This window comes from Massilia sp., from assembly GCF_032106685.1.
Lineage (GTDB): Bacteria > Pseudomonadota > Gammaproteobacteria > Burkholderiales > Burkholderiaceae_D > Telluria.
Window position 1 is genome coordinate 13,338 of the sequence record NZ_DAMCPG010000003.1, and the last position, 11,068, is coordinate 24,405.

An 11,068-nucleotide genomic window follows, 5' to 3' on the forward strand; every position below is an offset into this window, starting at 1 on the left:
GCGGCTCGGCCCTGGAGCGGGCATAGCGCAAAATCGTAGGCCGCCCACGCGTTCAACGCACGCATGCACGTCCACGGCAATTCGTCCGCCGCTTGAACGCGTGGGCGGCGGACCAGCCGCGTGGTTTCTCAGACCTCGGTAGAGCCGCCCACCCTACATCAAATCCTCGGGGTATCGACGCGCACGTCGCCGCACTGGGCGCGCTGCATCAGGGCGTGGTCGATCAGCACCAGCGCCAGCATCGCTTCCGCGATCGGGGTGGCGCGGATGCCCACGCAGGGGTCGTGGCGCCCGAAGGTCTCGACGGTGCTCGGGGCGCCGGCCTTGTCGATCGAGCGGCGCGGCACCCGGATCGACGAGGTCGGCTTGATCGCCAGCGAAACCGTGATGTCCTGCCCGCTCGAGATGCCGCCCAGCACGCCGCCGGCGTGGTTGCCCACGAAGCCCTCGGGCGTGAGCTCGTCGCCGTGCTCGGAGCCCTTCTGCGCGACGGACGCGAAGCCGGCGCCGATCTCGACCCCCTTCACCGCGTTAATGCCCATCATCGCATAGGCGATGTCGGCGTCGAGCTTGTCGTAGATCGGCTGGCCCCAGCCGACCGGCACCCCGCGCGCCACCACGTCGATGCGCGCGCCGATCGAGTCACCGGCGCGGCGCAGCTCGTCCATGTAGGCTTCCATGCGCGCCAGCAGGGCCGCGTCATCGGTCGCCGCGAAGAAGGGATTGTGCGCCACGTGCTCCCAGCCGCCGAACGGGATCTCGATCTCGCCCAGCTGGCGCATGCAGCCCATGAACGCGACGCCGTGGCGCTCGCGCAGCCATTTCTTCGCCACCGCGCCGGCGCCGACCACCGGCGCCGTCAGGCGCGCCGACGAGCGCCCGCCGCCGCGCGGATCGCGCACGCCGTACTTGTGCCAGTAGGTATAGTCGGCGTGGCCGGGGCGGAAGGTCTCGACGATGTTCCCGTAGTCCTTGCTGCGCTGGTCCTCGTTGCGGATCAGCAGCGCGATCGGCGTGCCGGTGGTGACGCCCTGGTAGACGCCGGACAGGATCTCGACCCGGTCGGCCTCCTGGCGCTGGGTCACGTGGCGCGAGGTGCCGGGCTTGCGGCGGTCGAGCTCGGGCTGGATGTCGGCCTCCGACAGCGCCATGCCCGGCGGGCAGCCGTCGATGACGCAGCCGATCGCGGGACCGTGCGACTCGCCGAAGGTGGTAACGGAGAACAGCTTGCCGAAAGTATTGCCAGACATGGTAGACAGGTAAAGTAGCGAAAAGACCATTCTACCAGTCCCAGGTCCGACTGAAAGCCGGGGCCTTCGCGCGGGCCGACGTTGCCTCAATGCATTTATTTTGGTTGCACGGAAATATTTGAACTCGTGCGCAAGTTTTTACCGCTATACTTGGCCGGTATGAAATGCAGAGCCCAAGCGAACCTGACTGAATTTCCAGGACAAGAGCTGCGGTCACGCGACGCGCGCCTGTAGGCGTGGCGGTGCGACGCGGCCGTGGAGGTTTTGTCAGGCGCCCTCATCCTGGAGACGCAATAACAATGCCCGCATCGATTACGCCGGCAGACGGCGCCGAGGCGCACGACGATCTGGTATTCCTTGACGAGGCGCCCCTTGAAACGGGCGCGCCGAAACCGCACGCCCGGCGCGACACCTGGCGTATCCTGATCGTCGACGACGACGCCGACGTTCACACCACCACCACCTTCGCCCTCGGCAACCTCGAGTTGCTCGGCCGTCCGCTCGAATTCCTGCACGCCTATTCCGCCGCCGAGGCCCGGGAGGTGCTGGCGCGCGTGCCCGGCATCGCGGTGGTCCTGCTCGACGTGGTCATGGAGCAGCCCGACGCCGGCCTGCACCTCGTGCGCCACATCCGCGAGACGCTCGGCCTGCTCGAGCTGCGCATCATCCTGCGCACCGGCCAGCCGGGCTACGCGCCCGAGATGGACGCGATCCGCGACCTCGACATCAACGACTACCGGACCAAGTCCGAACTGACCCGCACCAAGCTGTACACGACCGTGGCCGCGGCGCTGCGCGGCTACCAGCAGCTGCACGCGCTCCAGCGCGGCCAGGCCGCCCTGAAGCGCATCGCCTGCATCGGCGCCGAGCTGATGGCCCTGCAGGAGCCGCGCGCCATCGCCCGCGCCGTGCTGGCCCACGCCGCCGGCGTGCTGCTGCAGGAGCCCGACGGCGTGCTGTGCGTGAACGAGAACGAGGCCCCGCACGTGCTGGGCGCGGCCGGCGCCTGCGTCGACCTCGAAGGCCGGCCCCTGCACCACCACCCGGACCCGGCGGTCCGGGAACTGGTCGCGCGCGCCCTGCGCGAACGCGCCAGCCAGTACACGGCCGAACGCCTGGCGCTCTACTTCGCCGGCAAGTCCGGGCGCGACTTCGTCGTCGGGGTCGGGCTGCGCGAGCCGCTGACCGAGGGCCGGCGCCGCCTGCTCGAGGTCCTCGCCAGCGTGGTCGCGGTCGGGGTCGACAACCTGGAACTGGTCGGACGCCTGAACCGCGCCGCCTTCTTCGATCCGCTGACCGGCCTGCCGAACCGCACCTGCCTGGTCGAGCAGCTCGACCACCTCCTGGCCGCGCCGCGCCGGGCGGGAACGACCCTGGCCCTGGTCGACCTCGACCACTTCGCCGAGAGCAACGACGCGCTCGGCCACCAGTTCGGCGACCTGCTGCTGGTCGCCGTGGCGCAGCGCCTCGAGCACCAGCTGGGGCACCTGGCGCTGGCGCGTATCGGCGGCGACATCTTCGCGGTGCTCGGCGACGACGCCTCCTGCGCGCCGGCGGCCCTGCACGCCCTGTTCAAGACACCCTTCTCAATCGACGGCCAGGACGTGCAGGTATCGAGCACCCTGGGCCTGGTGCGCCTGGACGAACACGACGGCAGCGGCACGGACGCCCTGAAGGACGCCGACATCGCCCTGAAGCGCGCCAAGACCCGCAGGCGCGGCGGCCATTTCTATTTTTCGCGTTCGATGGGCGTCGAGATCCGCGAGCGCGTGCGCCTGATGCATGCGCTGCGCACGGGCTTCCGGCGCGGCGAGCTGTTCCTGGTCTACCAGCCGCAGATCGACCTGGCCAGCAACCGTCCCTGCGGCGCCGAGGCGCTGCTGCGCTGGCGCGGCGCCGACGGCCAGCTGGTGCCGCCCGACCGCTTCATCCCGATCGCCGAGTATTCGGGCCTGATCGTCGAGATCGGCGCCTGGGTGCTGCGCGAAGCCTGCGCCGAACTGATGCGCCTGCGCGCCGAGGGCTTCCGCGCGTTCACGATGTCGATCAACGTCTCGCAGGCGCAGTTCCGCCACCCGCAGTTCGTCGAGGTGCTGCGCCGCGTCCTGGACGACACCGGCGCCCCGCCCGCCTACGTGGAACTGGAAATCACCGAGTCGATGGCGATGGAAGACCCGCGCCACCTGGCCGAGATCCTGGCCGCGGTCAAGCAGACCGGGGTGTCGATCGCGATCGACGACTTCGGCACCGGCTTCTCGTCGCTATCGCACCTGCAGCGCCTGCAGGTGGACCGCCTGAAGATCGACCGTGCCTTCGTTTCCGAGATCACCGGCTCGGCGCGCGGCAGCAACATCGCCGAGATGGTGATCCAGCTCGGGCGCAACCTGGGGCTGTCGGTGATCGCGGAAGGGGTCGAGGACGAGCGCCAGGCGCAGATCCTGCACGCGCTCGGCTGCCCGCTGGCGCAGGGCTACCTGTTCGCGCGGCCGCTGTCGCCGGACGACCTGCGCGCATGGCTGGGCGAGCGGAAGGCGTGAACCGGGGCTGCGAATCGTCACCGTAGGGTGGGCACCCTGTGCCCACGCGGAAGCGGACGCAGAGGCCTGACATTCAGTACCCGGCTGTCGGAACCGCTAGCGGCGTCATCAACGGATCCGCCACGAAGAGCGAACGTTAGCGAAGCCGCATACGCAAGCGCAGCGCCAACGTCCGCGTGGGCACGGGGTGCCCACCCTACGGCGAGGCTAGCGGCGTTCTGTTAATCCTCGGCCGCCTGCTCGGCCGGCCAGTCGCGGATATACGCCTTGAGCATGCGGTTCTCGAAGCTCTGCGCCTCCAGCACCGCGCGCGCCACGTCGTAGAACGAGATCACGCCCAGCAGGGTCTTGGCGTTCATCACCGGCAGGTAGCGCGCGTGCTTCTCGAGCATCATGCGGCGCACTTCGTTGACCTCGGTGTCCGGCGTGACGGTGATCGGGCTGTCGTCCATGTAGCGGCGCACGGTGCCGTTGCCGACCGAACCGCCGTTCGCGTGCAGCACCTTGATGACTTCGCGGAAGGTCAGCATGCCGACCAGGTCGCCGTACTCCATCACCACCAGCGAGCCGATGTCCTTTTCGGACATCGTGTTGACCGCCTCCGCCAGCGGCGTCTCCGGCGTCACCGTGTACAGGATGTTGCCCTTGACCTGCAGAATTTCCGAGACTTTCATATTTTCCACCCCGGCGTCAGATAGTTTATTCACTGTAAATACTTTTTTTATCAAGCTGAAAACGAATGTAGCCTAAGCCTAGCAGAAAATCCAGTTTCACGAGGGAGAGTGCCCCGGAACTCGTTGCGACATCGTAAATAAGCATCAATCAGTGCTACGATGCCGCGCATAATTATTTTCATTCACGAGACAACCCGAGACAACCATGAGCGGTCCACGATATCCCGGCTTCGATACGCTGTCGCTGCACGCCGGCGCGGCGCCCGATCCGGCCACCGGCGCGCGCGCCACGCCGATCCACTTCACCTCCTCGTTCGCCTTCCGCGATTCCGATCACGCCGCCTCGCTGTTCAACATGGAGCGCAGCGGCCATGTCTATTCGCGCATCTCGAACCCGACCAACGCCGTGCTCGAGGAGCGCATCGCCGCGCTCGAGGGCGGCGTGGCCGGCATCGCCACCGCCAGCGGCCAGGCCGCGATGCACCTGGGCCTGTCGACCATCGCCGGCGCCGGCTCGCACATCGTCGCCTCCCGCGCCCTGTATGGCGGCTCGCACAACCTGCTGGCCTATACCCTGAAGCGCTTCGGCATCGAGACCACCTTCGTCGACCCGCGCGACATCGACGCCTGGCGCGCTGCGATCCGCCCGAATACCAAGGTGCTGTTCGGCGAAACCCTGGGCAACCCCGGCCTGGACGTGCTCGACATCCCGCGCATTGGCGCGCTGGCGCACGAGCACGACCTGCCGCTGATGGTCGACGCCACGTTCACGACGCCCTACCTGCTGCGCCCCTTCGACCATGGCGCCGACCTGGTCTTCCACTCGGCCACCAAGTTCCTGTGCGGGCACGGCACCGCGATCGGCGGCCTGCTGGTCGACGGCGGCAGCTTCGACTGGCAGCGCGCCCACGAGCGCAGCGGCCGCTTCGCCGAACTGTGCGAACCCTACGAGGGCTTCCACGGCATGGTGTTCGCCGAGGAGTCGACCGTCGGCGCCTTTGCCCTGCGCGCCCGGCGCGAAGGGCTGCGCGACTTCGGCGCGGTCATGAGCCCGCACAACGCCTTCGCCATCCTGCAGGGAATCGAGACCCTCGGCCTGCGCATGGAGCGCCACGTGGCCAACACCCGCCGCGTGATCGACTTCCTGCTGGCGCATCCGGCGGTCGAGTCGGTGTCCTACCCCGAGCTGGACAGCCACCCGGACCACCTGCTTGCGAAAACCCTGCTGCCGAAAGGCTGCGGCGCGGTGTTCACCTTCACGCTCAAGGGCGACCGCGCCGCCGGCCGCCGTTTCGTCGATAGCCTGAAAGTCTTCTCGCACCTGGCCAACGTCGGCGACGCCAAGTCGCTGGTGATCCATCCGGCCTCGACCACCCACTTCCGCGTGCCGCCCGAGCAGCTGGCGGCGGCCGGCATTGGCGAAGGCACGATGCGCCTGTCGGTCGGCCTGGAAGACCCGGACGACCTGATCGAAGACCTGGCGCGCGGCCTGAAGCTGGCGCAGAAGGGAGCCTGAACATGATCTTCAACGTCAACGAACGCGCCGCCTACGCCTACACCGGCGGCAAGGCTTTCGATGCCGCGCTGCCGACCGTCGTCTTCATCCACGGCGCCCAGAACGACCATTCGGTCTGGGGCCTGCAGTCGCGCTGGTTCGCGCATCACGGCTTCGGCGTGCTGGCGGTCGACCTGCCCGGCCACGGCCGCAGCGCCGGCCCGGCGCTGGCCAGCGTCGAGCAGATGGCCGACTGGCTGCTGGCCCTGCTGGACGCGGCCGGCGTACAGCGCGCGCTGCTCGTCGGCCACAGCATGGGGTCGCTGGTCGCGCTCGAAGCCAGCCACCGCGCACCGGGCCGCGTGCGCGGCCTCGCCATGCTCGGCACGACGTATCCGATGAAGGTCTCGGACGCCCTGCTCGCCACCGCGCGCGACGACGAGGCCACGGCAATCGACATGGTCAACATCTGGTCGCACTCGACCATTGCGGCCAAGCCATCGAGCCCGGCGCCGGGTTTTTCCGTCATGGGCGGCGCGCAGCGGCTGATGCGGCGCATGTCGGCGATCAATCCCGCACAGCTGTTCCATACCGATTTCACGGCCTGCAACGCCTACGCCAACGGCGAGGCGGCGGCGCGCGCCCTGGCCTGCCCGGCGCTGTTCGTCTTTGGCAGCAAGGACATGATGACGCCGCCGCGCTCGACGAAGCTGCTGACCGGCGCGGTCGCGCGCGGCAAGGTGGTGACGGTGGACGCCGGCCACTCCCTGATGAGCGAGCAGCCCGACGCCGTGCTCGACGCCCTGATCGCCTTTGCCGGCACGCTCAAGGCCGAGGAGACACCGGCATGAAGGCGCGCTACACGCGCTTCGGCGAGTTCTATCCGTACTACCTGAGCCAGCACGCCGACCGCCGCTGCCGCCGCGCGCATTTCGTCGGCACCTCGCTGGCCCTGCTGGCCCTGCTCGCGGCGCTGCTGAGCGGCAGCCCCTGGTGGGGCCTGGCCGCCCTGGTGCTGGGCTACGGCGGCGCCTGGATCGGGCATTTCCGCTACGAGAAGAACCGGCCGGCGACCTTCGACCAGCCCTGGCTGTCGTTCAGGGCGGACTGGGTGATGTACTGGCAGATGCTGACGGGGAAGCTGAGCTGGTGATCGTAGGGTGGGCACGCCGTGCCCACCCTACGCCTCAACGCGTCTCGAAATACTCCGCCACCGACTGGTCCAGCCCCTGGGCCACGGCCGCGTCCACGTGCCGCGCCAGGCCCGCGGTATCGAGCGCGAGCGGCGAGCCGCTATCCGGCGCCGCCGCCGCGCTCAGGCCGGCGCTCGCGCCCGTGCCGCCGAACACGAACAGGCGGTAGACCTCGGCCACCTTCAGCTTGCCCGGATCGGCCAGCAGCACCCAGTCGTCGCTCCCGGCGCGCGCCGCCCCGCCCCACTGGGAATGGCTCGGCACCTCGGCCTGGACCCGTCCGACCCAGCCGGCCGCCACCATCTGTTCCAGCAGCAGGCTCAGTTCGTCGTAGCCGATGCGGGTGTGGGCCCGGATCGCCGCGCTCGACACCAGGCTCGATCCGGTCGCGTGGGCGTTTGCATGCAGCACCTTGAGCACCGCCATCGCATCGACGAAGGCCCCGCCCGGGCCCGGCACGTGCCACCAGCGCTCGTACTTCACCACCGGCAGCGCCGCGGCCACGACCGCGCCGACCAGGGTGATCAGCCAGGACAGGTAGATCCAGACCAGGAACAGCGGCAGCGCCGCCAGCGCGCCGTAGATGATGGCGTAGGCCGGGAACTGGCGGATGAAGAGGGCGAACAGGCGCTTGGCCAGTTCGAAGGCGATCGCGGCCGCCAGCGCGCCCCACAGGGCGTCGCGCCAGTTCACGTAACGGTTCGGCACCGCGACGTAGAGCAGCGTATAGGCGCCGGTCGTGAGCGCCACCGAAGCCAGGGTCGAAAACAGGGTCGCGAACAGCGCGCCGACGAAAGGAACCGCCTTGGCGATGCCGCCGGTGGCCGTGAACAGCTGCGAGGTGACGGTCAGGGACAGGCCGAACAGCAGCGGCCCGAGCGTGATCAGTGCCCAGTAGACCAGCATGCGCTGCACCAGCGGCCGCGGGCGGCGCACGCGCCAGATCTGGTTGAACACGCGCTCGATCATGGCCATCATCGCCGTCGAGGTCAGCAGCAGCGCGATCGCGCCCAGCGCCGACAGGCCCTTGGCCTTGCTGGCGAACTGGGTCAGGTTGGAGATGATCGTGTTCGAGATCGCCTTCGGCATCAGGGCCTGGGCGAAATACGTTTCCAGGGCCGTGCGGAGCTGACCGAAAATCGGAAACGTGGTAAAAATCGCCAGTATGATCGTCAGCAGCGGCACCAGCGCCAGCGTGGTCGTGAAGGTGAGGCTGCCTGCCACCTGCGGCAGGCTTTCCTCGCGCAGGCGGCGGCGCGCGAAACGCACCAGATCGCGCGCCTCGAACAGCGTCAGGCCGCGGATGCGCTCGGCGCCGACGCTGAACATGTCGCTGGTGGAACGCGAAATCGAGTGAACCGTTTTGGATAGCATATTCTCGTTATTGAATCGACGATGAACCAGCAGCGATCAACCAAGCATCGACCGGGGACATGTCATTTGAGCAAAGCACCCTATAATACCAACGATGAACCCGACCACTCTGACTATTCTCGTTTTGTACTATTCGCGCCATGGTGCCACCCGCAAACTTGCCGAGCTCATCGCCCAGGGGGTCGAAAGCGTCCCCGGGGTTGAGGCGCGCCTGCGCACCGTGCCCGCGGTATCGACGGTGTCGGAGGCGGTTGAGCCGGATATCCCGCGCGCCGGCGCGCCCTATGTCGAGCTGCAGGACCTGGCCGAATGCGCCGGCCTGGCCCTCGGTTCACCCACCCGTTTCGGCAACATGGCGGCGGCCATGAAGTACTTCCTCGACGGCACCGCGGCCGACTGGCTGGCCGGCACCCTGTCCGGCAAGCCGGCGGTCGTGTTCGCTTCCACCGGCAGCCTGCACGGCGGCCAGGAAGCGACCCTGCTGTCGATGATGATCCCGCTGCTGCACCACGGTATGCTGGTGATGGGCCTGCCCTACACCCATCCGGAACTGATGAACACGGCCAGCGGCGGCAGCCCCTACGGCGCCACCCACTGGGCCGGGATCGACGGCGACAAGCCGGTCACCGAGGACGAGAAACGCCTGGCCATCGCGCTCGGGCGCCGCCTGGCCGAGGCCGCCGCCAAGCTGCAACTGCCGTTGCAAACCCAACCGCACGGACCACGCTGATGCAAACCCCGAAGATCTTTCACATTGGCGCCATCGCCAGCCTGATATGGCTGATCGGCTGGCTGGTGGCCTGGGAAATCTGGGTCGCCCCGCTGCACCCCGGCGGCTCGCTGCTGGCGCTCAAGGCCCTGCCCCTGCTGGTGCCCCTGCGCGGCGTCATCAAGCGCGACCTCTACACGCTGCAATGGTCGTCGATGGTGATCCTGGTCTACTTCGCCGAGGGCGCCGTGCGCGCCTGGAGCGACGAGCTGGAAGCCTCGCGCATCATGGCGGTCGGCGAGATCGTCCTGGTCTGCGTCTACTTCGCCTGCGCCCTGCTCTACCTGCGTCCCTACAAGAAAGCCGCGCAGAAGCTGGCCAAGGAACTGCTCGACAAGGTGAAAGTGCCGCATGGCTGAGGATTTCCTCGCGCGCTGCCGCGCCATCGTCGGCGCGCCGCGCGTGCTGGTCGACGCCGCCGACATGGCGCCCTACCTGACCGACTGGCGCGGCCGCTTCACCGGCCGCGCCCGCGCCGTCCTGCTGCCCGGCGACACCGCCGAGGTCGCCCGGCTGGTGCAGGCCTGCGCCGAGGCCCGCGTCCCGATCGTGCCCCAGGGCGGGCGCACCGGCCTGGTGCTGGGCAGCGTGCCCGACGCCAGCGGCGGCGCGGTGGTGCTCTCGCTGCGGCGCATGAACCGCATCCTCGAGGTCGATACCGTCAATCGCACCATCACCGTCCAGGCCGGCTGCATCCTGCAGCAGATCCAGGAAGCCGCCTTCGAGGCCGGCCTGCTGTTCCCGTTGTCGCTGGCCGCCGAGGGCAGCTGTACCATCGGCGGCAACCTCTCCACGAATGCCGGCGGCACCGCCGTGCTGCGTTACGGCAATACCCGCGAGCTCTGCCTGGGCCTGGAAGTCGTCACGCCGCAAGGGCGTATCTGGGACGGCCTGCGCGGCCTGCGCAAGGACAACACCGGCTACGCCCTGCGCGAACTGTTCGTCGGCGCCGAAGGCACGCTCGGCATCATCACCGCCGCCGTGCTGAAGCTCCATCCGCAACCGAAGGCCGCGGTCACGGCCCTGGTCGCCGTCGAGTCGCCCGAGCGCGCGCTGGGCCTGCTGTCGCTGATGCAGGACGTGTGCGGCGCGAGCCTGACCGCCTTCGAGCTGATGTCGGCGTTCTGCCTGCGCCTGGTCGCCGAGCATTTCCCGCACCTGCCGCGCCCCTTCGCCCAGGCCCACGCCCAGTACGCCCTGCTGGAAGTGTCGAGCAGCGAGTCCGAGGCCCACGGCCTGGCCCTGCTCGAATCGGCGATCGAGGCCGCGCTCGAAGGGGGCCTGGCCATCGACGCCGTGGTCGCCACCTCGCATGCCCAGTCGGGCGGGCTGTGGCAGCTGCGCGAGCACATCCCGCTGGCCCAGGCCGCGGCCGGCAAGAACATCAAGCACGACGTTTCGCTGCCGATCTCGCGCATCGCCGACTTCATCGTCGTCACCGACGCCCAGCTGGCAGAGCACTTTCCCGGCTGCCAGATCGTCTGCTTCGGCCACCTGGGCGACGGCAACCTGCACTACAACGTCGCGCCGCCGCCGGGCGGCTCGCACGACGCCTTCCTGGCCAACCAGGATGCGATCAACCGCATCGTGCACGACAACGTGGCCGCCTTCGAAGGCTCGATCTCGGCCGAACACGGCATCGGCGCACTCAAGCGCGAGGAATTGAAGCGCTACAAGGACGACGTCGAACTGGACATGATGCGTGCCATCAAAAGCGCCCTCGACCCGCTCGGCATTATGAACCCTGGCAAAATTCTTTGAGACCAGGAGAGCATC

General features: G+C 68.5%; 10 protein-coding genes. 7 read left to right on the plus strand and 3 right to left on the minus strand.

Annotation, left to right across the window (positions count from 1 at the left end; genetic code table 11):
* Positions 1 to 158: 158 nt before the first annotated feature.
* Entirely contained in the window at positions 159 to 1,250 is a 1,092-nt protein-coding gene (gene aroC / locus RT688_RS03050; protein ID WP_313703368.1) for a chorismate synthase, read from the minus strand.
* Between the two features lie 299 nt (positions 1,251 to 1,549).
* Here aroC and RT688_RS03055 point away from each other — a divergent pair, with 299 nt between their 5' ends.
* Positions 1,550 to 3,787 carry an EAL domain-containing protein gene (locus tag RT688_RS03055; protein ID WP_313703369.1) on the plus strand — a complete coding sequence of 746 codons (2,238 nt, stop codon included), beginning with the start codon at positions 1,550 to 1,552 and terminating at the stop codon, positions 3,785 to 3,787.
* Between the two features lie 221 nt (positions 3,788 to 4,008).
* Here RT688_RS03055 and RT688_RS03060 read toward each other — a convergent pair whose 3' ends face one another.
* Positions 4,009 to 4,461: a CBS domain-containing protein gene (locus tag RT688_RS03060; protein WP_313703370.1), complete on the minus strand. Its 453-nt coding sequence runs from the start codon at positions 4,459 to 4,461 to the stop codon at positions 4,009 to 4,011.
* Positions 4,462 to 4,666: 205 nt separating this feature from the next.
* On the opposite strand from RT688_RS03060, the gene RT688_RS03065 reads away from it, so the two are divergent.
* Genes RT688_RS03065 through RT688_RS03075 form a run of 3 tightly spaced genes read left to right on the plus strand, consistent with a single transcriptional unit; the run spans position 4,667 to position 7,109 of the window.
* Positions 4,667 to 5,977 carry an O-acetylhomoserine aminocarboxypropyltransferase gene (locus tag RT688_RS03065; protein WP_313703371.1) on the plus strand — a complete coding sequence of 437 codons (1,311 nt, stop codon included), beginning with the start codon at positions 4,667 to 4,669 and terminating at the stop codon, positions 5,975 to 5,977.
* A gap of 2 nt (positions 5,978 to 5,979) precedes the next feature.
* Positions 5,980 to 6,807: an alpha/beta hydrolase gene (locus RT688_RS03070; RefSeq protein ID WP_313703372.1), complete on the plus strand. Its 828-nt coding sequence runs from the start codon at positions 5,980 to 5,982 to the stop codon at positions 6,805 to 6,807.
* Positions 6,804 to 7,109 (plus strand): DUF962 domain-containing protein, encoded by a 306-nt coding sequence (locus tag RT688_RS03075; RefSeq protein ID WP_313703373.1) that lies wholly within the window; start codon positions 6,804 to 6,806, stop codon positions 7,107 to 7,109. Before RT688_RS03070 ends, RT688_RS03075 begins: the two co-directional genes overlap by 4 nt.
* Before the next feature lie 34 nt (positions 7,110 to 7,143).
* Here RT688_RS03075 and RT688_RS03080 read toward each other — a convergent pair whose 3' ends face one another.
* A complete protein-coding gene (locus RT688_RS03080; RefSeq protein ID WP_409521874.1) occupies positions 7,144 to 8,523 on the minus strand; it encodes a YihY family inner membrane protein in 1,380 nt (459 codons plus the stop codon).
* Between the two features lie 94 nt (positions 8,524 to 8,617).
* Between RT688_RS03080 and wrbA the strand changes: the two genes are divergently transcribed.
* From wrbA to RT688_RS03095, 3 genes are read left to right on the plus strand one after another with little or no spacing between them, the layout of a single operon-like run.
* Entirely contained in the window at positions 8,618 to 9,253 is a 636-nt protein-coding gene (gene wrbA, locus RT688_RS03085) for an NAD(P)H:quinone oxidoreductase (protein ID WP_313703374.1), read from the plus strand.
* Positions 9,253 to 9,651 carry a DUF2069 domain-containing protein gene (locus RT688_RS03090; RefSeq protein WP_313703375.1) on the plus strand — a complete coding sequence of 133 codons (399 nt, stop codon included), beginning with the start codon at positions 9,253 to 9,255 and terminating at the stop codon, positions 9,649 to 9,651. The genes wrbA and RT688_RS03090 overlap by 1 nt, the downstream gene beginning before the upstream one ends.
* Positions 9,644 to 11,053: an FAD-binding oxidoreductase gene (locus RT688_RS03095; RefSeq protein WP_313703376.1), complete on the plus strand. Its 1,410-nt coding sequence runs from the start codon at positions 9,644 to 9,646 to the stop codon at positions 11,051 to 11,053. The genes RT688_RS03090 and RT688_RS03095 overlap by 8 nt, the downstream gene beginning before the upstream one ends.
* Positions 11,054 to 11,068: the final 15 nt, after the last annotated feature.

Coding starts and splice junctions, on each gene's coding strand:
- aroC (WP_313703368.1), bottom strand. CDS start 1,250: ATGTCTGGCAATACTTTCGGCAAGCTGTTCTCCGTTACCACCTTCGGC.
- RT688_RS03095 (WP_313703376.1), top strand. CDS start 9,644: ATGGCTGAGGATTTCCTCGCGCGCTGCCGCGCCATCGTCGGCGCGCCG.
- RT688_RS03060 (WP_313703370.1), bottom strand. CDS start 4,461: ATGAAAGTCTCGGAAATTCTGCAGGTCAAGGGCAACATCCTGTACACG.
- RT688_RS03090 (WP_313703375.1), top strand. CDS start 9,253: ATGCAAACCCCGAAGATCTTTCACATTGGCGCCATCGCCAGCCTGATA.
- RT688_RS03070 (WP_313703372.1), top strand. CDS start 5,980: ATGATCTTCAACGTCAACGAACGCGCCGCCTACGCCTACACCGGCGGC.
- RT688_RS03065 (WP_313703371.1), top strand. CDS start 4,667: ATGAGCGGTCCACGATATCCCGGCTTCGATACGCTGTCGCTGCACGCC.
- RT688_RS03075 (WP_313703373.1), top strand. CDS start 6,804: ATGAAGGCGCGCTACACGCGCTTCGGCGAGTTCTATCCGTACTACCTG.
- wrbA (WP_313703374.1), top strand. CDS start 8,618: ATGAACCCGACCACTCTGACTATTCTCGTTTTGTACTATTCGCGCCAT.
- RT688_RS03055 (WP_313703369.1), top strand. CDS start 1,550: ATGCCCGCATCGATTACGCCGGCAGACGGCGCCGAGGCGCACGACGAT.
- RT688_RS03080 (WP_409521874.1), bottom strand. CDS start 8,523: ATGCTATCCAAAACGGTTCACTCGATTTCGCGTTCCACCAGCGACATG.